Origin of the sequence: Nocardia sp. NPDC050412 (genome assembly GCF_044458825.1) — a bacterium.
Lineage (GTDB): Bacteria > Actinomycetota > Actinomycetes > Mycobacteriales > Mycobacteriaceae > Nocardia.
Map to the genome: position 1 here is coordinate 735500 of NZ_JBITIJ010000002.1, position 25055 is coordinate 760554.

Consider the following 25055-nt stretch of genomic DNA (forward strand, 5'->3'; position numbering starts at 1 on the left):
CAGGGCTGGCGTAAGTCGTTGTTTTCCGGTGTTTATGCTGCTCAGGCCGCAAATCTGGAGAATTTGCGGAAATATATCTAACGAATGTGCCTTGCTGCCGACGTCGTTCGAAGTGAAACAAATCCGCAACGCTGGCCATCCGCTGCATTCGATGCTCCGAATCTATGGGCGTGGATCACGTCCTACGGCTGGCGCGTGCGCGCCTGCGGTGGCGGTGCTCGTGGAGTTGTGCATCAACAGCGGCAGAAGGAGTGATTGATGAAGTCATTGGCCACGGATCGCGTCGACCAATGCTCTTCCGGTGAATTCTCGGCACAACCATTCGCACTGTCGCCAGCGCAAACAGCCCTCTGGTACGCCCAACGTATCCGCCCGGATGTCCCGCTGACCATTGCGCAGTATGTCGAGATCCACGGAGACCTGGACGTCGGACGCTTGCTGTACTCGATCGAACGGTTCGGTGTCGAAACGCAGGTCGGGCATGTGCGGCTGATCGAGATCGATGGTGTTCCACATCAGGTGATCGACCACAACCGTCGCCCGGGCTGGGGCCGGATCGATCTGCGCGACGAGCCCGATTCGCACGCTGCCGCGCTGCGCTGGATGAACGAGCACGCCAGCTCGCCGATCGATTTCGAGCGCGATCCACTGACCACGAACATAGTGCTGCGGACCGGTGAATCCGACTACATCTGGTATGCACGCGGCCATCACATCGTGATCGACGGCTATGGCGCGATGAACGCGCTCACCCGTACCGCGGAGATCTATACGGCGGTGGAGAACCGCACCGAACCCGAGGCATCCCGGGCCACACCGCTGGCCAAAATCTATGCGGACGAATCCACATACCGCGACTCCAGCCGGTTCCGCAACGACCGTGACTATTGGCTCGAACAATTAGCGGGCGCTGGTGGACCGATGACTCTGTCCAGCGTGAACGGCCTCACCGCCGCCCCCGACGCGGGGCGGCGGCGTGCTTGCGCGGTCCTCGACGCGCGCGCCGAAGCCGCGATGACCGCGGCCACCGCCGAACTCGAGACCCACAGCTCGACCATGTTCGTCGCCGCACTGGCCGCCTATGTGCGGTCGGTGACCGGCAATCCCGACGTGGTGCTGAGCCTGCCGGTCTCGGCGCGGACCACGGTCGCGCTGCGCCGCTCCGCCGGCGTGGTCTCGAATGTGGTGCCGATCCGGGTGCGCTTCGATGCCGATCCCAGCGTGCGCGATGTGGTGCGTGCCGCCGAATTGCAGATCACCGGCGCGCTGCGGCACCAGCGCTACCGGCATGACGACATCCGCCGCGACTGCGGCTACTCCCGCGATGCACGCGGATTCTTCGGCCCGATGGTCAACATCATGCTGTTCCACGACGAGCTGAAGTTCGGCAGTCTGCTCGGCTCGCTGCATGTGCTGGCCACCGGCCCGGTCGAGGACCTGTCCATCAATCTGTACAACGGCGAGGGCGGTCGCATCCATATCGACTTCGAGGCCAATCCGCGGCTCTACGCGGAGTCCGAGGTCGCCGCGCACCACACCCGGTTCCTGGACTTCCTGACCCGTTTCCTTGCCGCCGAACCCGATACACGCGCCGAGAGTCTCGTCGCCATCACCGATGACGAGCACGAGCGCGTCGTGCACACCTGGAACGCCACCGAGACCGCGCCGCAGCAGGGAACCCTGTCAGGCCTGTTCACTGATCGCGCGATGATCTGCCCGGATGCGGTCGCGCTCGAATTCGGTAACGAGACACTGACTTACCGTGAACTGGACGAGCGTGCCAACCGGTTGGCCCGACTGCTCATCACGCGCGGCGCGGGCCCGGAAAAGGTGGTCGGACTGTACTTGCGGCGCAGCATCGAGCTGGTCGTCGGCATGTACGCGATCATCAAGGCGGGCGCGGCGTACCTGCCGCTGGATTCGGATCACCCCGTGGATCGGATCGAACAGATCCTCGAACAGGCCGATCCGGTCTGCGTATTGACCGCGACCCGAGACGAGCTCGCGCTGCCGGACGGCGCGGACGCCGTGGCGATCGATACCGTCCACCTCGCGGATTTCGACGCCCGCCCGATCACCGACACCGACCGTCTCACCCCGCTGCGCGCCGATCATCTCGCGTACGTGATCTTCACCTCCGGCTCGACCGGAAAACCCAAAGGCGTCGGCGTGACCCACGCCGCGATCGTCAACCGGCTGCGCTGGATGCAGCACGAATATCCACTCGATACCACTGACGCGGTGCTGCAGAAGACCCCGGCCACCTTCGACGTTTCGGTCTGGGAGTTCTTCTGGCCCTTGCAGATCGGCGCGCGACTGGTCGTCGCGACGCCCGATGGCCATCGCGATCCGGGCTACCTGGCCCGGACAATCGCCGAAAAGTCAATTACCGTTGCACATTTCGTGCCGTCGATGCTTTCGGTGTTCGTCACCGATACCGACGTGCGCGGCTGCACCACGCTGCGCCGGGTGTTCTGCAGCGGTGAAGCGTTGCCGGCGGCCACCGTTCGTGATTTCCACGCCGCCCTGCAGGGACCCGAACTACACAATCTGTACGGGCCGACCGAGGCCGCCGTCGATGTCACCTACTGGCCGTGCCCTGCCGATCCGGACACCGTGCCAATCGGCTCGCCGGTGTGGAACACCCAGACCTACGTCCTGGACGCCCACTTGCGGCCGGTGCCGCCGGGGGTCGTCGGCGAGCTGTATCTCGCGGGAGTCCAACTGGCGCGCGGTTACCTCGGCCAATCCCGTTTGACCGCTGATCGTTTCGTGGCCAATCCGTTCACCCCGGGCGCCCGGATGTACCGCACCGGCGATCTGGCGCGCTGGCGGCTCGATCCGAATCTCGGTGACCACCAGGGGGATTCGAGTCGGGGCTTCCTCGAATACCTGGGCCGCAGTGACTTCCAGGTCAAGATCCGCGGTCTGCGCATCGAACTCGGCGAAATCGAGGCGGCACTGCTGGCCGACGAACGGGTCGCCCGTGCGGTCTGCGTCGCCCATCGCGGCCGCACCGGCGATGAACTCGTCGCCTATGTCGTCGCCGTACCGGCCTTTTCGGACGCCTTGGACAGCGCCGCACTGCTGAACGCATTGCGTCGCACGCTGCCCGGCTACATGGTGCCCTCGGTGCTGATGTTGCTCGACGAACTACCGTTGAGCGCGAATGGGAAGATCGACCGCAAGGCGCTGCCCGAACCGATTGCCGCCCGCCCGTCCGGCCACCTCACCGCCGAACCACGCACCGAGGTGGAGCGGGTGCTCGCCGGAATCTTCGCCGAAGTACTCGGCATCGACGGAATCGGTGTCGAGGACGGTTTTTTCGATCTAGGCGGCAATTCGCTGATCGCCGCCCGCGCGGTCGCACGGATCAATGCCGCCCTCGGCACCGGACTGACCATCCGCGACCTGTTCGAGGCCTCGACCATCGCCGCGTTGATCGAGCGCTTCGCCACGCACAACCCGGATGCGTCCTCCCCGAAGCTGGTACCGGTCGAACGGCCGCAGCGGATTCCGGTGTCGCTGGCACAGCAGCGCCTGTGGATTCTCAACCGCTTCGCCGAACATGCCGCTGTCTACAACATGCCGCTGGCCGTCGAAATCGACGGACCCATCGATATCGTGGCACTGCGTGCCGGCCTCATCGATGTGATCGAACGGCACGAATCCCTGCGCACCACATTCCCGGATGCGCCCGAGGGTCCGTATCAGCTCGTGCATCGGGCCTGCGACATCCCGCTCACCCTGGATCCGATCGACGCGACCGGCGCCGATGTACGCGTACTCGCCGAGGAGTTCGCCGGCTACGGCTTCGATCTGCGTAGCCAGGCCCCGATCCGGGTGGCTCTGTGGACCACCGGACCCGATCGGCACGTATTCCTCATCGTGCTGCACCACATCTGCGGTGACGGTTGGTCGATCGCACCACTGGCCCGGGATCTTATGTCCGCGGTGGCCATGCGTGCGAAGGGCATAGCGCCACAGTGGAACCCGTTGCCGGTGCAGTACGCCGATTTCGCCCTGTGGCAGCGTGAACTGCTCGGCGACGAAACCGATCCGGCGAGTGCGCTCAGCCGCCAGCTCGCCTACTGGCGCTCGGCCCTCACCAGTCTGCCGGACCAGCTCGACCTGCCGCTGGACCGTCCGCGCCCGCTGCGTCGCTCGACCGATGGCGGCCGGGTCGAGTTCACCATCCCGCCCGAGATCCGACGCGCCGCAGCCGAACTCGCGGCCAGCCGGGGCGTCAGCATGTTCATGGTGCTGCATGCCGCATTGGCCACCCTGCTCGCGCGGCTCTGCGCGAGCACCGATATCGCCATCGGCACCCCGATCGCGGGCCGCTCGGATCCGGCGCTCGACGATCTCGTCGGCATGTTCGTCAACACACTCGTGTTGCGCACCGAGGTCGATCCGGCCACTGGATTCGACCAGATGCTCGATGTGGTCCGCGAAACCGATCTCAATGCCTTCGCCAATGCGGATGTGCCGTTCGAGCGGCTGGTCGAACTCGTCAACCCGGAGCGCTCCGCCGCCAGGCATCCGCTGTTCCAGGTGATGCTGTCCTATGACCGTGCGCCGGATCTGAGCATCGAGCTGCCCGGTGTGCAGGCGCAGGTGCTGCCGATCGCGGCCGATATCGCCAAATTCGATCTGCAGCTGGAACTGCACGACAGCCTCGCCGACGGTCCGCTGCACGCCGAATTCGGCTATGCCACAGATGTTTTCGACAAGCGTACGGTCGAATCGTTCGCCCGGCGCTTCATCGCCGTGCTCAGTGCCGTCGTCGTCGAGCCCAATTGCCCGGTTGGTGATCTGGAGATTCTGGACCTGCGGGAGAACGCGAAGCTGGTACCGATTGCCGGTGCCCCCGGCGAGCCCCCGATAACCCTGGCACAGCTGTTCACCGACATCGCCGAGCGGCTGCCGGATGCGACCGCGGTGCGATATGGGGGCGTCGACACCAGCTATCGCGAACTCGACGAGATGTCGAACCGGCTGGCGCGCACCCTGATCGAACATGGTGCCGGCCCCGAGGTCGTGGTGGCGATCGCCTTGCCGCGCAGCCTCGATTCCATCGCGGCCATCTGGGCGGTTGCGAAAACCGGTGCGGCATATGTGCCGATCGATCCGAGCTACCCGGCCGAGCGGATCGGGCATATGATCGCCGATTCCGGTGCCATGCTCGGGCTGACCGTTCCGGCATCCCTGGCCACCATGCCCGCCTGGCCCGCCGCCCGCAGTAAGCATCGCAAGCACGATGTCGACTGGCTGGTGCTCGGCTCCGACGAGCTGGCAACCGAATCCGCCCGCCACTCAACCGATCCCGTCACCGATGCCGACCGCCACTATCCGCTGCGCACCGGCCATCCGGCCTACCTGATCTACACCTCGGGTTCCACCGGAAAGCCCAAGGCCGTGATCGTCACCCACGGCGGTATCGCATCGCTGGCACAGGAGCAGATGTATCTGTTCGGTGTTACGGATTCGGCACGCACGCTGCACTTCTCCTCGCCCAGCTTCGACGCGTCGGTGCTGGAGATTCTGCTCGGGTTCGCGGCCGGCGCCACCATTGTCGTCGCACCCGCGGGCGTGTACGGCGGTACCGAACTCGCCGATCTGCTGCGCACCGAGCGGGTCACCCATGCCTTCATCACGCCGGCCGCGTTGGCCACCGTGCCGGAGGAGGGGCTCGACGAGCTCGAGGCCGTCATCGTCGGTGGTGAGGCGTGCTCCGAGGACCTGGTCGAACGGTGGTCGGCCGAGCACCGCATCCACAATATGTACGGACCTTCCGAGGCGACCGTCGCCGCCACCGCCAGCGCTCCGATGCAGGCGGGACGCCCGGTGCCGCTCGGCATGCCGGTGCGCGGTATGCGGCTTTTCGTGCTGGATGCTCGACTGCATCCGGTGCCACCGGGCACCCCGGGCGAGCTCTACCTGTCCGGCCCGGGGTTGGCCCGCGGCTATCTGGGGCGATACGGCCTTACCGCACAGCGCTTCCCGGCCAACCCGCACGGCAGGCGCGGTGAAAGGATGTACCGCACCGGCGATCTCGTGGTTTCTGATCCGACCGGACAGCTGCGCTTCCTCGGACGCGCCGACGACCAGATCAAGATCCGCGGCTTCCGTATCGAACTGCGCGAAATCGACCATGTGCTGCGCGCCCATCCGGCTGTGAACGCCGCGCTCACCGTCGTGCACACCGACGAACACGGCCAGCCCCGCCTGGTCTCCTATATAACCGCGGACGAACCGATCAATGCCGCCGATATCACCGAGACCGCACGTCAGCGGCTGCCCGGTTATATGGTTCCCGCCTCGATTGCGGTACTCGACGAGATGCCCGTCACCCAGGCCGGGAAGCTGGATCGAAAGGCCCTGCCCGCACCGGTTTTCGCGACCGTGGGCTCCTCGCGTGCGCCGAGTACGCTGATCGAGCAGCGCGTCGCCGCCGCGTTCGGTGAAGTCCTCGGCCGTCCGATAACGGGCGCGGAGGACAGCTTCTTCGACGTCGGCGGCACCTCGTTGCTGGCCACCCGCCTCGCCTCCGCACTGTACGCGGACTTCGGCGTCGACCTGCCGGTGCGGCTGATCTTCGAGGCGCCGACGGTCGCGGGCATCGCGGAACTGATAGCGGAAGCGCCCCGGACGCAACGGGTGGCGCTGGCTGTGCATACCCCGCGTCCGGGACGCATTCCATTGTCGCTGCCCCAGCAGCGACTGTGGTTCCTCAATCGATTTTCACCCGAATCGAGTGCTTACAACATCGCATTCGTCATTCGGATCGACGGCGATCTGGATGTGGATGCACTGCGCGCGGCGCTGACCGATCTGGTCGAGCGGCACGAGGTACTGCGCACCGTCTTCCCGGAGGACAATCTCGGCGCCCAGCAGTCGGTGCTGCCGACGGGCAAGGCCATGCCGGTGGTCGAACCGGTGGCGACCGACGAGAGCGCCGCCGAGCAGGCACTGCGGGCCATGGCCCGTACCGGATTCGATCTCACCAAGGACATCCCGCTGCGGATCACCCTGCTGCGCACCGAGTCTCGGCGGCATCTGCTCGGCATCGTAGTACATCACATCGCCGCCGACGGCTGGTCGCTCGGCCCGCTGACCCGGGATCTCGCCGCTGCCTATATGGCAAGGCGGGAGGGTGTCGCACCCGGTTGGACGCCACTTCCGGTGCAGTACGCCGATTTCGGGCTGTGGCAGCGCGCCTACCTCGGTGACGAGGCCGATCCGGAAAGCCTCGCGGGCGAGCAACTCGCGTACTGGCGTACCGCACTGGCGGATCTGCCCGACGAACTGCCGCTGCCCTACGATCGCCTGCGGCCGGCCGAGCCGACGCAGCAGGCGGGTTCGGTGCGCTTCACCGTGCCCGAGCCGACGCGGCAGGCGCTCGCCGAACTCGCCCGCGAACAAGGCGTCAGCATGTTCATGGTGCTGCGCCCGGCTCTCGCGGTCACGCTGCGGTTCATTACCGGCGGCCGGGATATCGTGATCGGCACGCCGGTCGCGGGTCGCACCGATACAAAGCTCGACGAGCTGGTCGGCATGTTCGTCAATACGCTGGTGCTGCGCTCGGACGTCGATCCGGATATTCCGTTCGCGACGCTGCTGCGCGCGGATCGGGATAATGAGCTGGCCGCCATGGCGCATGCGGATATCCCCTTCGAGCGCATCGTCAAGGAGTTGGGGCGCGATGCGCGCGGCAGCAGTCGCCAGCCGCTGTTCCAAGTGGCGCTGACGGTGCAGGACGGTCCGGTTCCGTCGCTCGAACTGCCCGACCTCGCCTTGCATGCCGATGAATTGGATATTGCGCTGGCCAAATTCGATCTGGAGCTGCGGGTCGGTACCGGTGCCCGCGACACCGGACCGAACGCGTCGCTGCGTGCCTTCGAATTTGTTTATGCCGCAGAGCTTTTCGATGCGGCAACGGTCAAAACATTGGCTGATCGGTTTCTGGGGGTTTTGGCGGCCATTACCGCCGTGCCGCAGGTGCTGGTCCGCGATATCGACGTGCGCACCGAATTCGAGCGACGACAGCTCACTCCGGCCACCGGCGGCGCGACCACGCCGCAGTGCACGCTGGCCGCTTACTTCACCGCCACCGCGCATATGTATCCGCAGCGCATGGCGATCCGCGCGGGCGGCACCTCGCTGACGTACACCGAGGTCGACGCGCGCTCGAATCGGTTGGCGCGGGCGCTGATCGAGCGCGGGCTCGGTCCGGGTGACCGGGTGGCACTCGGCCTGACGCGCTCGATCGACTCGGTCATCACGATGCTCGCGGTCGCCAAGTCCGGCGCCGCATTCGTGCCAGTGGATCCGAACTATCCGGCCGACCGCATGCGGCACATGCTGGTCGACTCCGGGTGCGAAGTGGGAGTCACGCTGACCGAGCACGCAGATCGGCTTCCCGCGACCGCGGGCACCGACTGGCTGCTGCTGGATGCTCCCGAATTCGTCGAGGAACTCGACGAATTCGACGACTGCCTGGTCGACGACTACGAACGCCATCGTCCCGTCGAGATCGACGACCTGGCATATGTGATCTACACCTCGGGCTCGACCGGCAAACCCAAGGGTGTGGGTGTCGCGCACAACGGCCTGTCGAACCTCGGCGACGAGGTCCGCGAGCGTATTCGGATCGACAAGGATTCGCGCACGCTGCACTTCTCCTCACCGAGCTTCGACGCGGCCCTTCTCGAGCTGCTACTCGCCATCGGGTCCGGTGCGACGATGGTGATCGTCCCCACGGATGTCTACGGGGGTGATGAACTGGCCGCGCTGATGGAGCGCGAACGGGTCACCCACACGTTCATCACCCCGGCCGCGCTTGCCACCATTGATCGGGAACGGTGGTCATTGTCGGACCTGCGTGGGCTGATGGTGGGTGGCGAGGCCTTCGGCCCCGAGTTGGTGGCCCGGTGGGCGCCGGGACGTCAGATGCACAACGTATACGGGCCGACCGAAACCACCATCGTCGTCACGATCTCCAGTCCGATGGCGATCGGTGAACCGATCACCATCGGCACGCCGGTGCGTGGTGCGCGGGCGCTGGTGCTCGACGAGCGGCTGCGTCCGGTCCCCGTCGGTGTGCCCGGCGATTTGTACCTGGGCGGATTCGGTGTCACACGTGGGTATCTCGACCGGTTCGAACTCACCGCGACGCGATTCGTCGCCGACCCCTTCGGACCGCCGGGGTCGCGGATGTATCGCAGTGGTGATGTGGTGCGCTGGAATGCCGCAGGCGAGATCGTCTACCTCGGACGCAGTGACCATCAGGTCAAGGTGCGCGGCTTCCGCATCGAACTCGGCGAGATCACCAATGCGCTCGCCGCACATGAGCACGTGCGGTTCGCGCACACCGAGGTGCGCCATATCGCGGGATCGGATCGGATCGTCTCGTTCATCCAGCCCGCCGACGACACCACACCGAATATCGACGCGGTACGCGCCCATGTCGCCGAACATCTTCCCGCACACATGGTTCCGGCGAGTATCACGGTGCTGGACGGGATTCCGCTGACCCCGACCGGCAAGTTGGATGTTGCCGCACTGCCCGAACCGCAGCTGACGGTGCGCACTGCCCAGCGGGCACCCGCGACCGACGCCGAGCGGCTGGTCGCCGAGGTGATGGGCGAGTTGGTCGGTGTCGAGAGCGTGAGCGCCGAGGACAGCTTCTTCGATATCGGCGGAAATTCGCTGGTGGCAACCCAACTCGTGGCACGGCTGGCCGCGGCGACCAATATCCGGCTCGAGGTGCGCACCGTCTTCACCAAGCCGACGGTCGCCGAACTCGCGAGCCTGCTCGATTCCGGCTCCGGTGCGGACGCCCGGCCGGAGTTGGTGCGCCGCGATCGGCCGGCTCGGATTCCGTTGTCGGCGGCGCAGTCTCGATTGTGGTTCCTGAACCGGTTCAATCAGGTCGGGGACGGCGCGGGTCATGTCGGCGGGGCCTACAACATCCCGGTGGTGCTGCGCTTGCGCGGCGAGCTGGATGTCGATGCGCTGACGCGGGCACTGCACGCCGTGCAGCAGCGGCACGAGACGCTGCGGACGGTGTTCCCGGAGGTCGACGGGGTTCCCACGCAGCAGATTCTCGATCCGGCCGATGCGGCCGTCACGCTGTTCGTCGCGACCATGCCACTGTCCGAAATACCCGGCGCGGTACAGAGTTTCGCGACTCGAGGATTCGATCTCGCCTCGACTGTGCCGCTGCGGGCCGAGCTGATCACGGTCGACCAGGACGGATCCACCGACCCGAAATCCGGGGCACCGACCGAGCACGTACTCGCGCTCGTCGTCCACCACATCGCGATGGACGGCTGGTCGCTGGCGCCCCTGGCCGCCGATGTTGCCGCTGCCTATGCGGCCGCATCCGCGGGGAAGACGCCGGACTGGCCGGAATCGGAGATCCAGTACGCGGATTACGCGCTCTGGCAGCAGGACACGCTCGGCACCGAGGACGATCCCGACTCGGTGGTCCATCGCCAGCTCGATTACTGGCGCAAGACCCTGGACGGAATTCCGGAGCTGCTGAGCCTGCCCGCGGACCGGCCGCGCCCGCCCGCGCCGAGCTATCGCGGCGGCATCGTCGAGTGCCCGATCGACGCGTTGACCCATCGGGAACTGCGCACGATTGCCACCAGCAATAACGTCAGCATGTTCATGCTGCTGCACGCCGCGCTCGCGGTACTGCTGCACCGGATGACCGCGACCGAAGACATTACCGTCGGCACGCCGATCGCCGGTCGCGGTGGCCACCCCGAGCTGGATCGGATGGTCGGCATGTTCGTCAACACGTTGGTGCTGCGCACCCGGATCGATCCGGACGCCAGGTTCACCGACCTACTGCACGCCGTGCGCGATACCGATCTTGACGCGTTCGCACATGCGGGCCTGCCCTTCGAGCGGCTCGTCGAGGTGCTGAATCCGGCCCGTTCGCAGGCCCATCATCCGTTGTTCCAGGTGATGCTCTCGGTGCAGAACCACCCGGTGCGGGTGCTCGAACTGCCCGGGCTGCGCATCGAGTCCGAGGATGTCGACACCGGTATCGCGAAGTTCGATCTGCAGTTCACGCTGACCGAATCCGAAACCGGCACAAGGGAAGCCGCCGGCATCATGCTGTCGGTCAACTACGCGAGCGATCTGTTCGACGAGGAGACCGCGCAGCGGCTCGGTAAGCGACTGGTCCGGCTGCTCGCCGGCGTCGCCGCGAATCCGACCACCGCCGTGGGCGACCTGGAACTGCTCGATCCCGCCGAATGGTCCGGGCTGGCCCCGGTGCGCGGGGCGGAGGCGGACCGGCCGGTCACCTTCCCAGAGGTGTTCGAGACCGCGGCGAATATCGATCGCCAGGCCGTCGCGCTGCGTTCGGGTGACACCCAGGTGAGCTACGACGCGCTCGATCGGTGGACCAACCGGCTGGCGCGGGTGCTCATCGAGCGCGGGGTCGGGCCGGAAACGCTGGTGGCGCTGGGGATTCCGCGTTCGGTCGAATCGGTGGCGACAATGCTCGCGGTGGCCAAGGCGGGGGCGGCATTCGTGCCGGTCGATCCGATGTATCCGGCGCAGCGAATCTCCCACATGCTCACTGATTCCGATGCAGCACTGGGGATCACGCTCGCCGCGCACCGCGATCAGATGCCCGGCGATGCCGAGTGGATCGTGCTCGACGATGCCGAATTCCGTCGGCGCGTGCTGGATACCTCCGATGCGTCGATCAGGACGGGAGAGCGGACCAGCGTGCTGCGGGTGGACAATCCGGCCTACGTCATCTACACCTCCGGCTCGACCGGTACACCCAAGGGTGTGGTGGTTACCCATGGCGGCTTGTCGAACTTCGCCGCGGAGACCGCGGAGCGCTTCGAGGTGCACCCCGGTTGCCGAGTCCTGCATTTCGCGACGCCGAGCTTCGATGCCGCCATGCTCGACCTGCTGCTCGCGCTGGGTGGTGCGGCGACGCTGGTGATTACGCCGCCGGGTGTGGTCGGCGGTGCCGAACTGGGCAGGGTGTTTGTCGACGAGGGGATCACGCACGCGTTCATCACCACGTCGGCACTGGGCACGGTCGATCCGACCGGCGTCACCGAACTGGCGCATGTGCTGGTGGGCGGCGAGGCGCTGCCGCCGGAGCTGGTCACACGCTGGGCGCCCGGACGCAATCTCTACAACGTGTACGGGCCGACCGAGACCACCATTGTCACGGTGATTTCCCAGCCCATGACCCCGGGTGAGCCGATCACGATCGGCGGGCCGATCCGCGGCGTCAACGCGACCATCCTCGATGGGCGGCTGCGCCCCGCTCCGGTCGGGGTGACCGGTGAACTGCATTTGGCAGGTAGTGCGCTGGCACGGGGCTATCTGAACCGTCCGGGGCTGACCGCGCAGCGGTTCATCGCGAATCCCTACGGCAAGCCGGGTGAAAGGATGTATCGCACCGGCGATCTCGTTCGCTGGTTCGGGCACAGCTCCGACTCGGCCCGGGAAATCGAATATCTCGGCCGCACCGACCATCAGGTGAAGATCCGCGGCTTCCGCATCGAGCTCGGCGAGATCGACGCTGCGCTCGCCCGCCACGACGCGGTCGAGTTCGCCACGACCATCGGCTATCGGACCCACGCCGGCGCGACGGCATTGGTGTCGTATGTGAAGCCGTGCGATGGAACAACGCCGAGCACAGCCGAGCTCACCGAACATCTCGCCGAACGGGTGCCGAATTACATGGTGCCGCAATCGATCATGCTGATCGACGAGGTTCCGCTCAGCCCGGTCGGCAAGCTCGACCGAAAGGCGTTGCCGGAACCGGTCTTCGGCGCGAGCGAAGGCTATCGGGCACCCGCCACCCTGACCGAGGCGCAGCTGTGCGCCGCCTTCGCGACGGTGCTAGGTGTCGAAACAGTGGGTGTCGACGATGGATTCTTCGAACTCGGCGGCAACTCACTGCTGGCCACCAAGGTCGTGGCAGAGCTGCGCACCAACGGGATCGATATCCCGGTGCAGCTGATGTTCGGCGAATCCACGCCGGCCGCCATCGCGGCCCGGCTGGACGGAGCCGGTCACCCCGGTGCCGCCATCGCCGCGATGCTGGAGCCGGTACTGCCGATCCGGGCCCGCACCACCGCTGCGAGCCGGGCCCCGTTGTTCTGCATCCATCCCGCGATCGGACTGTCCTGGTGCTACTCGGGCCTGCTCGCGCATCTGCCTGCGGACCGTCCGGTGTACGGATTGCAGGCACCGCATGTCGCGGGCGAGGACGGGTTCGATTCCATCGGCGAGGCCGCGGAAAATTATGTGGCACATATCAAGTCGATCCAGCCCGAAGGGCCCTACCATCTGCTCGGCTGGTCGCTGGGCGGCCTGATCGCGCACGAGGTGGCGGTCCAACTGCAGGAGGCGGGCGAGCAGGTCGCGCTGCTGTCGATGATGGACAGCTACCAGCTCACCGATGAATGGCTCGAGCATGCGATCCCCGCGGTGGCCGAGATCATCGGCGAATTCGGCAATGACGCCGATGACGTCGAACTCGACCCGCGCATGACCCTGCGCGACGCCGCCGAACTGCTGCGCTCGCGTCCCGGGCCGTTCGCCGCCCTGACCGTCGAACACCTGGAGCACCTGTACGCGGGCTATACCAGTGGCACTGTCCTGGCCCACAGCTTCCGCCCCAAGACCTTCGACGGTGACGTGCTCTTCTTCACCGCGGCCGATGACGAGATCAACCGCACCGACCCGACCCGCTGCGCCGCGGCGTGGGCCCCCTTCGTCACCGGCACCATTCACAACCACGACCTGCCCTGCAAACACTCGGCCATGACGACACCGGAATCACTCGCCGTCATCGGTCCCGTGCTCAACGAACACCTGGAAGGCGGACCGGGGCAGGAGTCATGGTCGTGAGAGAGCGTTTCGACAATCCATCGACACAGCACCCGTACGCATCGACGAAGCCTGGTGTCACCAAAGCGGATTCGCGCGATACAGCGCAGACGACCGCGCGGACCGGGACGTCGGTGCCGAGGGCCGGAATAGGAGCGAATCGTGAGCGAGCGTCAGCGAGTGAACCATCGACACAGTGCCCCTTCGCGCACGACGCAACAGCGTCAGCGAGGTGCGGTCGTGAGCGAATGCCGTGAAACGATAGGTCGTGAGCAAGCCGTAGCAGGTGCGGCCAGAGTGCGGGCCCCGGGGGCGAGGGCTCGGCAGGTTGTGTCGTGAGTCTCGCGGTAGAAGTGCGCGGCCTGGTCAAGACTTACGGCCGGGTGCGGGTGCTGGACGAGGTCGACCTACAGATTCCGGCCGGCACGGTAATGGCGCTGCTCGGACCCAACGGCGCGGGCAAAACGACGACGGTGCGCATCGTGACCACCCTGCTGCGGCCGTGTGCCGGAGCGGTGCGGGTCGCGGGCATCGACGTCTTGCGCGATCCGGCGGCGGCACGTCGCCGCATCGGACTGTCCGGTCAGTACGCGGCGGTCGATGCCAATCTGACTGGATACGAGAATCTGCGCATGGTGGCGCGGCTGTACGGAATGTCGCAGCGGCAGGCCACATCTCGCGCGGCGGAGTTGCTGAGCGCCTTCGGTCTGGACCATGCGGCGCACCGTCGCGCGGGCACCTATTCCGGCGGTATGGCGCGGCGGCTCGACCTCGCCGGGGCATTGGTGGCGCGGCCCGCGGTGGTGGTGCTGGACGAGCCGACCACCGGGCTGGATCCGCGTGGCCGTCTCGATATGTGGCGCGTCATCGGCGATCTCGTCGTCGACGGCACCACGGTGTTGCTCACCACCCAGTATCTGGAAGAGGCCGACCAACTCGCCGACCGCATCACGGTCATCGATCGCGGGCGGGTCATCGCGAAGGGGTCGGCCGATGAACTGAAGACCTCCATCGGCGGCGACAGACTCACCATCACGTTGGCCGCGGGCCAGGACGTGCTGCCCGCGCTGACGATCCTCGCGCAGGTCGGTATCGGTGAGCCAACTCACGATTTGGACGCGGACGAAGTTTCCATTGTGGTCGCCGACGGCTCTCGCACCATGGTCGAAGCGCTGCGCAGGCTCGACGACGCCGGGGTGTGCGTGGTCGACGCCGACGTGCACCGGCCCAGTCTCGACGACGTATTCCTGTCCCTCACCGGCACCGCCGCGCATGAACTCGAGCCGGAAATCGACGATGTACAAGAGGAGATCTTGTCTTGATGAGCACCGCAATCGTGCGCGCCGAAGCGGAACCGACCGCGAAAACCGAATCCCCGCAGGAGATTCGGCAGCCACACGTCCGGATCATCCGGGACAGCGCCATCGTCGCCTACCGGAATCTGCTGACCATCCTGCGGGTTCCGACCCTGTTGGTGACCGCGACGATCCAGCCATTGATGTTCGTCTTCCTGTTCGCCTACATCTTCGGCGCCTCACTCGGCGGCGGCCAATATCGCGAATTCCTGCTCGCCGGAATCTTCACCCAGACAGTCGCTTTCAACGCCGCCTTCACCACCGTCGGCCTAGCGGGCGATCTGGAGAAGGGCATCATCGACCGCATGCGCACGCTGCCGATGTCGCGGCTGGCGGTGCTGATGGGCCGCACACTCTCGGATCTGGTGGTGAATATTCTGAGCCTGGCCGTCATGGTCGGTTGCGGGTATATCGTCGGCTGGCGCATCAACGGCGGGATCGCCGATGCCGTACTGGCTTTCGCGATAATTCTGCTGTTCGCGTTCGCCATGTCATGGGTCGGCGCTATCACCGGTCTGTTCTCACCCACCGTCGAAGTCGCCCAGAGCGCGGGCCTGATCTGGCTGTTCCCGCTGACGTTCATCTCCTCGGCCTTCATCTCCGCGGAATCGCTGCCGGGCCCGTTGCGCACCGTTGCCGAATGGAACCCCATTACCGCGGTTTCCGCCGCCGGACGAAAGCTCTTCGACAACAGTGCACCCCCCACCTTCGGCACCCCAACCGGTTGGCCCGCCGACCACTGCATCGAATACGCGGTGGCGTGTTCCCTCGCCATTCTTATCGTGGTCGTACCGCTGGCTCTGCTGCGCTATCGCAAGGTCGCCAGCAAGTAGACCGCGATTCATCCTCGGGCAGCACCGGGTCGCCCGGGGCAAGTTCTCACCCCCTTGTAGCAGCTGCTCACCCGCTATACCCCGGTGTGCAGCTGCCACAGGGAGTGCACGCCTTGGACTCGGGCACGAGAAAGGCCGCTTGCACCGGTTGATGCAAGCGGCCTTTTGTCAGTCTGCACCGGCTCCGGGCGAGGAACCTAGACCCGACGCCGTGTCTTCAGCAGATCCAGCCGCTCCTTCAGCAGCTCCTCCAGCTCTTCCTTGCTGCGACGTTCCAGCAGCATGTCCCAGTGCGTGCGCGGCGGCTTGACCTTCTTGGTCTCCTGGGTGGTGCCCTCCATGAGGGTGCCTTCCTGGCCGTTGCGGCAAAGCCAGGTCGGGGGGATCTCTGCGTCGTCGGCGAAGGGAACGTCGAACTCCTCGCCGTTATCGGTCCGGTACCGAGCAATCCGTCGCGGGGCCAGGTCGTGGTCGCGATCGGTTTCGTAGCTCACCGCTCCGAGCCGACTGCCCCGGAGTACGCGATCTGCCATGGTGTGCCTCTCCCTGTGTGCTCGAGTCTTGTTGCGCTGCGACCGCGTCCTTCATCGGTCACTGCCGGATGAACGCGTGACGCTCGCTGGACCTTAGATGTAACGATCGTGCCTGCGCCAATAGTTCCCCATCGGCGTTCTGGCGAACCGTTCCATTGTAGTCGGTGTCCCGGCCACACTCCGCCACGCCCGCGCCGCGCCGATTGAACCGGGGTCGCGAGTCCCATTCGGTCGGCATAACCATTAGGGTTCTGCGTCATGTCGCGCCGCTTGCTGTCCTGCTGCCTGTGGTGTGGGCGGGAGATCGTCGAATCGGAGGCCGGACGCCGTCGCCGGTACTGCCGTCAGTCCTGTCGCCAACGCGCCTACGAACACCGCAGCAGCTTGAAGGGAACCGGAATTCCGGCGGATTCGGTGGTACTGAGCGCCCAGGAGGCGGCCGATCTGGCCGACCGCTGGTTCGCCGCCCGCTGCGCCGCCGAGGACGTGGCCACGGCCATCGGTGAGGGCGCCGACACCGAAGAGCTGAAGGCCTTGAGCGCCACCCTGCTGACCCTCACCCGCGAGGCCGAACGTCTGCGGTGAGCGTCGACCGCTAGCCGATTCTGCGCTCTTCGACCGATGTGCTCAGGCCAGTGCCATTCAGATCCAAGTACAGCAGTCGCTCGGTAACCGAAAGCGTGACCGTATTGCGGCGTTCGATGGCGGCTACCGCGGAATCGATGAAGTCGCGATCGAAGCTGTACAGCGGAATCGCTTCGGCGCGGTGGATCCGCTTGCCGGTGAGCTGTGCGAGCACCTTGGCCGGGTCGCGATGGGTGTAGATGGCAACGCGCTCTGCCGATTTGCTGCCGCGGTGTACACGATCGGCATCGGGTGCGCCGACCTCGATCCAGGCGGTGAGCTGACCGGTGAGATCGCGCACCAGCACCGCGGGCTCATCGGTGGACGAAACGCCGCCGTCGCTGAAGGCGATGCCTTCCTCATACTCGAGGCAGTAGGCGAGCAGTCGCGTCAGCATGAACTCGGCGGTTTCGGACGGGTGGCGCGCGACCCGTAACTCCAACTCCTGATAGACGCCACGGTCGACATCGGCGAGGTGGACGGCGAAGTTGTGCAGTGTTGCGCTGAGGGCCATAGGAGCAGGAGCTTAGTGAACGCGCGTGCCCGCGGCGAACAGTCGCACGGCGCTCGGGGCATTGTGGCCGTGGGCGCGCGCCCGCCAGTAGACGGCGAGGGTCAGTAGCGCAACCATCCAGATCAATACACCGACGGCGAACAGCGTCCGCCCGTCCGGATGCACCAGCGACTGGGCTCGCATCGCCTGCCAGAACACGATGGCGAGCAGTCCGGCATAGCCCGACGCGAATACACCGATCAACGCGGCGCGCGTGCGTTCGGCCCGCAGCCACTGGTAGCGCGGCGCCAACCAGGTCAGCGCGACAACCGCGAGCAGCAAGACTTGAATGGCGTGCAGCCCGAGGAAATGCGGGATCCGCAGATCACCGCCGATGGTGCTCCAGTGCGTGATCGGCATGCCGGCGACACCGTCACGCGCGTCCAGCGACGGGTTGTCCAGCACGGTATGTCCGGCCACCAACTCGACCACGTTGCCGTCGGTGTCGCGGACCAACTGTTTTCCCGTGAACCCCATCAGATACCCGAGTGCCATTCCCACGACCGCAAGGCCGAGTCCGGCGTGAATGGCCCGCGCGGTGGGCCGGTCCACCAGCTGCTGCCATGAAAGGATCAGCACGATAACGAGATTCGCGAAGAACAAGCCGGGCACGCCGGAGGCGAACACCAGCTGACCGATCGAATTCACCGCATCGGTCTCGCTGTTGAAATGGCTGTAGGTGCCGCGCGCGGCCTGCACCACGATGAACCCGACGTCCACGAATCCGGTGATCGCGAACACCGTCCCCATCCACCAGGTGACCCGACTTCCCCTGTGCGGCAATGACAGCAGCCATGCCAGGGTGATGCCATAGAGCACGAACGCGAGCCCGAATTTGAACGGTTTGAGCCATACGGATTCGTCGAGCAGCATCCGGTCGTCGAATGCCATGCCACCGGCCGAGAACAGGACCAGCGCAGCCATCGCGGCCACCATCCACAGCAGGGGGCGATGCAGGCGACCGCCGCCCGGCAGGTCCGGGACGACGGCGGGGCGACGGTGGCGCGCGGACTCGCCAGGGGCGGAAAGACTATCGGTCGTCGGCATGATCCGACGGTAGGAATCGACGACGCACGATCACGTCCCGCTGCGGCGCCATATGCGGGTAATACCCGGGTGCTAGAAATCGACCACCGGTCGCATTCGCTATTCCCTCATCGAATCGCGAATGCGCCGGTGGCCGAATCGGATACGGAGCCCTTACTCCGAGGCGAATCCGACGGCGATACCGCGTGCGCCGAGCCAGGGCATCGGATCGATCGGAGCGCCGTCGCCCGAGTGGACTTCGTAGTGCAGGTGCGGGCCGGTGGAGAAGCCGCGGTTGCCGACGGTGGCGATGACATCGCCGGCGCGCACCTGCTGACCGACGGTGGCGAGAATGTCGTTCACATGGCCGTAGACGCCGATGGTGCCGTCATCCTGCCGCACCCGTACCCACATGCCGAAGCCGGACGCCGGACCTGCCTCGATGACGGTGCCGTCGGTGACCGCGGCGATCGGGGTCCCGATGGGGTCGGAGAAATCGAGACCCGCGTGCAGCGCTCCCCAGCGCATGCCGAAGTTGGAGGTCAGCATGCCCTCGATGGGACGAACGGTGCGCGGCCGGGCCGCCTCGGCGGCGATGCGGTTGTGCTCCCAGCTCACGGCCTCGGGAACGGTCTGCGGCATCTGGGCCTCGCGTGGGGTGAACGCGGTGAAGGCGACGGTGTCACCGGTCCGGTCGGTCGACTGGTCGGTCTTTCCGGCCAGTGCGTCGGGCTCCACGGCGGCCAAGACGCCGAGCGAGGCGCTGACGGCTGCGGCCGCGGCTACTACCCGGGTTGCGGCGCGGTTGCGGCGGGAACGAGTCGCGCCGAGACGATAAGATAACGGTACGGTCACGGGCATGGCAAGAACGTACGGGACTGCCATTTGGGTTTCGTAATCCTGTGGCAACCGCCACAAGCCGAGAAAAGACCTGTTGGCGATAACGACCAGGTAACGACACGGCGTGTCTGCGTTATCTACCTGGCGAAATCGCGTAATGCGGGGAATTGACCAGCCAGCGGGCAGTCGCTCACACTGTTTCAGTGGCGACTAATGGAGTTCTGGCCATCGAGGCGCTCGCCGACCCGACTCGTCGGGCCATTTTCGAGGCTTTGCCGACTGCGCCGATGTCGGTCGGCGATCTCGCGAAACTCGTCGGCGTAACCAGCTCGGCGGCCTCCCAGCATCTGCGTGTACTGCGCGAGGCCCGACTGGTGATGATGCGCCCGGACGGCAATCGGCGGCTGTATTTCCTGGACCCTCGCGGACTGGGCGACGCCCGTGACTACCTGGAGCGGTTCTGGCCCAGCGCGCTGGCGGCCTACGCCGCAGCCTTGAGCGACGCCCGCGCCGGGGGCAATGCCTGAACGGTGGTCAACCCACGCGGCGATAGGTTGTACGCCCGCGATTGTTTCCACTGCCCGGCCACGCCCGCTTGGCGAGCTGCTTGTCGACCGCGCTGATCACCTCGGTGACGCCGATCCGCAGCAATCCGGGGTCGGGCGTATCGGCCATCGGATCGCCGAGTTGACCGGCCCACAGCACCGCATGCCTGCCGAGGAGATGCGGTGGCGGCCCACCCCAGCGTGGCGGTGTCGGACCGAACAGCAAGACGGTGCGGGTTCCGAAGGCGGTGGCCAGATGCGCGACGCCGGTATCACCGCAGATGACGAGCGCGGCCTCGGCGACCGTGGCGGCGAGTTCGATGAGGTTCTGCTCACCCGCGAGCACCCGGCCTACGGGTAGGCCCGCGCGAGCGGCGATATTCAGCGCGGTATCGCGCTCGGACGGGTCACCGGTGAGCACCACTTCGCGACCGAGCACGAGCAGATGCCGCACGACCGCGGCGAACCGGTCCGGCGGCCAGCGACGAGCCGGTGCGCCCGCGCCCACGTGCACCACTACGCAGTCGCGACGACTGGTGGTCGCGACCGGCGGGACGAGCCCGAGATTGCGGCGATCGGCGACGATGCCGTCGGATTCGAGCAGATGACACCAGCGCTCGGCGTGATGCATATCCGCCTGCCATTCCGGGCCCTCCAGCTCCGGAAAGGCCGGATTGCGGTAGGAGAGGATGCGGCCGGGATCGGTCTTGGTGAGCGCGACGATGCTCTCGGCGCTCGGTCCGTGCAGATTCACCGCCAGTGCGGGTTGGGGGGCATCCCAGCGCAGGTCGCCGAGATCGGCTGTGGGCATCATGGAGTCGACGGAGGCGATGAGGTCGACGATGGGCTTCAGGCGATGCGGAGCGGCAAGGACGATCTGATCGCGCGGTTTCGCCCGTCGCAGCGCGCGCAACGCGGGAACCGCGGTGAGCAGATCACCGAGGCCACGTGCCTGCAGCACGAGAACAACCGCCACCCTCTTCTCCTAGCCACCCGAGATCGCGAACCCGACCCACCCGCTTCACCTCATGGGTGCACACGACGAGAGCCACTTAGGGATGACTACCCGAGCCCCCTCGGCGATAAACGTGAGCGAGTACCCCGTTATCGAGCCCACTGTCCGAGTCAGAGGACTAGCCTCGGCGATGGCGGCCACTACCACCAAGGAGCGTTCCTATGACCTCCCGACTCAACCCGTACATCAGTTTTTCCGACTCGGCCCGCACCGCGTTGGAGTTCTATCGCGATGTGTTCGACGGCACGCTGACTATGCAGACTTTCGGGGATATGGGGGATAAGGACGCGCCCGGCGCGCAGCTGATCATGCACGGCATGCTGGAAACGCCGAGCGGATTCACGCTGATGGCATCGGATACCCCGCCCGGTATGGAATACAAACCAGGAAGCAGCATTTCGATCAGTCTCAGCGGTGACGACGCCGACGAGCTGCGCGGCTACTGGGACCAGCTGTGCGCCGGCGGCACGGTGACCGTGCCGTTGGAGAAACAGATGTGGGGCGACGAATTCGGCATGTGCCTGGACCGCTTCGGTATCGCGTGGATGGTCAATATCGCGGCACCCGCCTAGCGGCTGCCCAGGCCGTCCTTCTAGCAAATCTCCAGAAAACTGATACTGCAAGGCCTAACATCACGTCATGACGACAAACAGCGTGCTAGAGGGTCCTCTGCAGTCGCTTGCGCGCAGTGCGTGGCAAACGGTTCTGGTCACCGGCATCCTGTCGGTGATCCTCGGTGTGATGATCCTGGTCTGGCCCGGTGTGACGTTGGTCGCCGCGGGCATCATCTTCGGCATCTACCTGGTGGTGAGTGGCTTCCTGCAGTTGGTGGCCGCATTCGGTACGCACACCAGCACCGGAATCCGGGTGCTCGCGTTCATCAGTGGTGTGCTGTCGATCATCATCGGTGTGTTCTGCTTCCGCGACGAGTTGGAATCAATTCTTTTACTCGGCCTGTGGATCGGAATCGGCTGGCTCTTCCGCGGTGTCGCGCTGCTGATGGCGGCGATCTCCGAGCCCGCGCTGCCGGGGCGGGTCTGGGAGGGTCTCTTCGGAATCATCACCGCGATCGGCGGTGTGGTGCTGATCGTGTGGCCGGTCGCGTCGGTGGCGACGTTGGCATTGGTCGCCGGGTGGTGGCTGATCATCCTGGGCATCATGGAGATCGTCACCTCGTTCGGTGTCCGCAAGGATGCGAAGAAGCTCGCTCAGATCTGAGATTCCGAGTTCCCGCGGCCGTCGCTCTCTTCGCGGCGGCCGCAGGCGTATTCCGTTGGGGGACTGATGTTCGCCTGCGCTCACCTCGCACGCTGTGAGCTGCTTCTCCGGCCGGAACCACGCCCACGCGGGTGTCGCTCCCGATCATCTGGGGTCGCTTCCCTCCCCGCGGCGTGACCGTACGAGTCGGTGTTAGCGTCGCGCGGCGATATCAAATATCGATCCGATCGGGCCCGACCGCGCGACCGATCGCGGATGGTGCGCAGCTAAGGGATGACCTGACCGATGCCGAACAAATTGCCTTCGCTGTCGCGGAACCACGCGCCCCGCTCGGCTCGGCCCTTGCTCGGATAGTTGCCCTCGATGTCCATGATCCCGTTCACGGTGCCGTCGTATTCTTCGAACACCACGCCGCGGGCACGCAGGCCCGCGACGGTTGCTTCGATGTCATCAACGTAGAAACCCATCTGGGTGAACGAGCCGTCGGACGCACCGGCGGATGCGAACAGGCAGAAGACGCCCGACGCACCTTCGTAGCGCAGGCCGCCCTCGCGTTCCTCGACGGGTTCGAGGCCGAGTTTCTCGGCGTACCAGCTGCGGGCTCGGGCCAGATCCTTGGTGGGTACGCGGGCTTCGATGTGTGCGTTGCTCAGCATCTTCGTCATGGTAACCAGCCCGCCGCACGGCATGGGGCTTGATCTGCTGGCTCGCACGGCCTTCGACACGGCGTCATTCACGCCGTACCTTCGTTACAGGACGGAAGTAATGGAGGGCATCGAATGCGGGTCGATATCGAATTCACCAGTGGCGCAGTGACATTGCGGGGCTGGCTGTTCAGACCGGAAGAGGCGTCGGGCCCCGTCCCGTTGGTGGTGATGACACACGGCTTCGCGGGCGTCAAGGAATGGGTTGCCCCTTTCGCCGAAGTATTCAGCAAAGCCGGCCTGGCGTGTCTGGTGTACGACCACCCTGGATTCGGGACCTCCGATGGTGAACCGCGGTACGAGGTCGACCCCGTCGCCCAGATCGAGGGCTACCGCGACGCGATCACGTTCGCGCAGACCCTGGAGGGCATCGATCCGGAACGCATCGGCATCTGGGGAACCAGTTTCGCGGGCGGCCACGTTTTGGTCGTCGCGGCGACCGATCGACGCGTGCGCGCGGTGGTGTCGCAGGTGCCGCTCACCAACGGCTGGGCCAACTTCCGCAGTCTGGTCCCGTCCATCATGCTGCCTGCGGTCCATGCGGCTATCGCCGCCGACCGGCAAGCCCGCGCGTCGGGCAAACCACATCAGACGATCAAGGCGGCCTCCGATGATCCCACCGAACTGGTCGCCATGCCCGGTATCGAGGTCTACAACTGGTTGATGGCCAACGGCCCGCAGATCCCCACGTGGCGCAACGAGGTCACCCTCTCCAGTGTCGACAAATTCCAGTCTTACGCCCCGGAAGCCTTCCTGCGGCGCGTCTCTCCGACGCCACTGCTGATGGTGATCGCCGATCAAGACACCCTGACGCCGAGCGATATCGCGCTGCAGAGCTACGCCGAGGCATTGGAACCCAAACATCTGGCGCTGATTCCAGGTTCCCACTTCGCCGTCTACGAGGAGCAGTTCGAACGCGCGTCCAGCGTCGCCCGCGACTTTCTGCTTGCCGAGTTGAACGGATGACGCCTTCAGGTGAACACCGGTAGTGGTTCGGCCTGCTTGGGAGCGATACTTATTCCCGAGGAGGGAGCCTCGGGTTCAGCGGCGGACCTGGGAGAGCATGTGGTTCGTCAGCCAATGCAATTCGCGAGGATCTCAGAGGGGCCGGAACCCGGCACCGACGCCACCTGACCGATCCATCTCACCCAGGATTACGCCGATCTCGATCGCCACGGCCGGATCGTGCACCGCCGCCGTGCCGCAGGCGATGTCGAAGACGGTCACGCCGAGCACCATCAGCCCGATATGCCCGATATTCATCCCGACGAGGCGGTCGCCGAGCGTGACCGGCCCGCCCGAATCGCCCGGCCTGGAGCAGAGCTGGCTCTGGAACCACCAGTCGCGCGCATCCCACACCACACCGCAGTCGAAGCCGGAGGTGCGGCCGTTTTTGCAGACGACATCGCCCGGTCGCGGCGGTGCGCCGATGCCGCCGATGAAGGTCTGCGCTATTTGGCGAACCGGCGTGACCTTGGTGCGGTCGAATTCGATGACGGCGAAGTCGTTGTTGCGGTTGACCGCGGCGACGGTGCCGATGACGCCCGCTCCCTGCGTCTCGGCCTGGACCGACATACCGATCTCGGCGCAGTGTCCTGCGGTGAGCCCGACCATCCGGTCGGCGCTGTCGTAGCCGACCGTGGTGAGGGTGCATACCGCTCGGCCGTCGAGCAGAATCCCGGAGCCGCCGCCCATTGTCGCCATTTGTGCGGCCGTCGCGCTACCAGGGAGCCCTGAGGGGGCAATGACCGCGATGATCGCGGCCACGAGCACGCGTATCCCGATCCTGCCCATGGCAACCATGTCGCTAACTGTCCGCCGTGGTCGCCACTTCTCGGCCTTCGCTTTCGTTGCAGGTGGGACACGGTTTGATGTCGTCGTCTCCGCCGTTGAGCTGCCGCCGTCCGCGGTGCACACGGAAT

General features: G+C 65.9%; 15 protein-coding genes. 8 read left to right on the forward strand and 7 right to left on the reverse strand.

What is annotated here, in order from left to right; translation table 11 throughout:
• Window positions 1–258 precede the first annotated feature (258 nt).
• From ACIBI6_RS07345 to ACIBI6_RS07355, 3 genes are all read left to right on the forward strand, one after another.
• Window positions 259–13908, forward strand: a complete 13650-nt coding sequence (locus ACIBI6_RS07345; RefSeq protein WP_396955553.1) for an amino acid adenylation domain-containing protein — start codon at window positions 259–261, stop codon at window positions 13906–13908.
• A 314-nt stretch (window positions 13909–14222) separates the two neighbouring features.
• Window positions 14223–15209 carry an ATP-binding cassette domain-containing protein gene (locus ACIBI6_RS07350; RefSeq protein ID WP_364347993.1) on the forward strand — a complete coding sequence of 329 codons (987 nt, stop codon included), beginning with the start codon at window positions 14223–14225 and terminating at the stop codon, window positions 15207–15209.
• Window positions 15210–15292: 83 nt separating this feature from the next.
• Window positions 15293–16075 carry an ABC transporter permease gene (locus ACIBI6_RS07355; protein ID WP_364348451.1) on the forward strand — a complete coding sequence of 261 codons (783 nt, stop codon included), beginning with the start codon at window positions 15293–15295 and terminating at the stop codon, window positions 16073–16075.
• A gap of 197 nt (window positions 16076–16272) precedes the next feature.
• Here ACIBI6_RS07355 and ACIBI6_RS07360 read toward each other — a convergent pair whose 3' ends face one another.
• On the reverse strand, window positions 16273–16608 hold the full coding sequence (locus tag ACIBI6_RS07360; protein ID WP_040691372.1) for an RNA polymerase-binding protein RbpA: 336 nt from the start codon (window positions 16606–16608) through the stop codon (window positions 16273–16275).
• Window positions 16609–16866: 258 nt separating this feature from the next.
• On the opposite strand from ACIBI6_RS07360, the gene ACIBI6_RS07365 reads away from it, so the two are divergent.
• Window positions 16867–17193: a hypothetical protein gene (locus ACIBI6_RS07365; protein ID WP_364347997.1), complete on the forward strand. Its 327-nt coding sequence runs from the start codon at window positions 16867–16869 to the stop codon at window positions 17191–17193.
• 10 nt (window positions 17194–17203) lie between these two features.
• Here the strand turns inward: ACIBI6_RS07365 and ACIBI6_RS07370 are convergent, their stop codons facing one another.
• From ACIBI6_RS07370 to ACIBI6_RS07380, 3 genes are all read right to left on the reverse strand, one after another.
• On the reverse strand, window positions 17204–17746 hold the full coding sequence (locus tag ACIBI6_RS07370; protein ID WP_364348000.1) for a YaeQ family protein: 543 nt from the start codon (window positions 17744–17746) through the stop codon (window positions 17204–17206).
• Between the two features lie 12 nt (window positions 17747–17758).
• Entirely contained in the window at window positions 17759–18832 is a 1074-nt protein-coding gene (locus ACIBI6_RS07375) for a hypothetical protein (RefSeq protein ID WP_364348003.1), read from the reverse strand.
• A gap of 153 nt (window positions 18833–18985) precedes the next feature.
• Entirely contained in the window at window positions 18986–19672 is a 687-nt protein-coding gene (locus tag ACIBI6_RS07380; RefSeq protein ID WP_364348006.1) for a M23 family metallopeptidase, read from the reverse strand.
• Window positions 19673–19854: 182 nt separating this feature from the next.
• On the opposite strand from ACIBI6_RS07380, the gene ACIBI6_RS07385 reads away from it, so the two are divergent.
• Window positions 19855–20178, forward strand: a complete 324-nt coding sequence (locus tag ACIBI6_RS07385; protein ID WP_364348009.1) for a metalloregulator ArsR/SmtB family transcription factor — start codon at window positions 19855–19857, stop codon at window positions 20176–20178.
• Between the two features lie 7 nt (window positions 20179–20185).
• Here ACIBI6_RS07385 and ACIBI6_RS07390 read toward each other — a convergent pair whose 3' ends face one another.
• Window positions 20186–21172 carry a glycosyltransferase family 9 protein gene (locus ACIBI6_RS07390; protein WP_364348012.1) on the reverse strand — a complete coding sequence of 329 codons (987 nt, stop codon included), beginning with the start codon at window positions 21170–21172 and terminating at the stop codon, window positions 20186–20188.
• A 200-nt stretch (window positions 21173–21372) separates the two neighbouring features.
• Here ACIBI6_RS07390 and ACIBI6_RS07395 point away from each other — a divergent pair, with 200 nt between their 5' ends.
• Both ACIBI6_RS07395 and ACIBI6_RS07400 read left to right on the forward strand, forming a co-directional pair.
• Complete coding sequence (locus ACIBI6_RS07395) at window positions 21373–21783, forward strand: VOC family protein (RefSeq protein WP_364348015.1); 411 nt, start codon at window positions 21373–21375, stop codon at window positions 21781–21783.
• Between the two features lie 67 nt (window positions 21784–21850).
• A complete protein-coding gene (locus ACIBI6_RS07400; protein ID WP_364348018.1) occupies window positions 21851–22429 on the forward strand; it encodes an HdeD family acid-resistance protein in 579 nt (192 codons plus the stop codon).
• Window positions 22430–22695: 266 nt separating this feature from the next.
• On the opposite strand, the gene ACIBI6_RS07405 is transcribed toward ACIBI6_RS07400, so the two are convergent.
• Window positions 22696–23085: a VOC family protein gene (locus tag ACIBI6_RS07405; protein ID WP_396955554.1), complete on the reverse strand. Its 390-nt coding sequence runs from the start codon at window positions 23083–23085 to the stop codon at window positions 22696–22698.
• 123 nt (window positions 23086–23208) lie between these two features.
• Between ACIBI6_RS07405 and ACIBI6_RS07410 the strand changes: the two genes are divergently transcribed.
• Window positions 23209–24099: an alpha/beta fold hydrolase gene (locus ACIBI6_RS07410; protein ID WP_364348024.1), complete on the forward strand. Its 891-nt coding sequence runs from the start codon at window positions 23209–23211 to the stop codon at window positions 24097–24099.
• A 132-nt stretch (window positions 24100–24231) separates the two neighbouring features.
• On the opposite strand, the gene ACIBI6_RS07415 is transcribed toward ACIBI6_RS07410, so the two are convergent.
• The gene (locus ACIBI6_RS07415; protein ID WP_364348027.1) at window positions 24232–24936 is read right to left on the reverse strand and encodes a S1 family peptidase; all 705 of its coding nucleotides are present in this window, start codon (window positions 24934–24936) and stop codon (window positions 24232–24234) included.
• Between the last annotated feature and the right edge of the window lie 119 nt (window positions 24937–25055).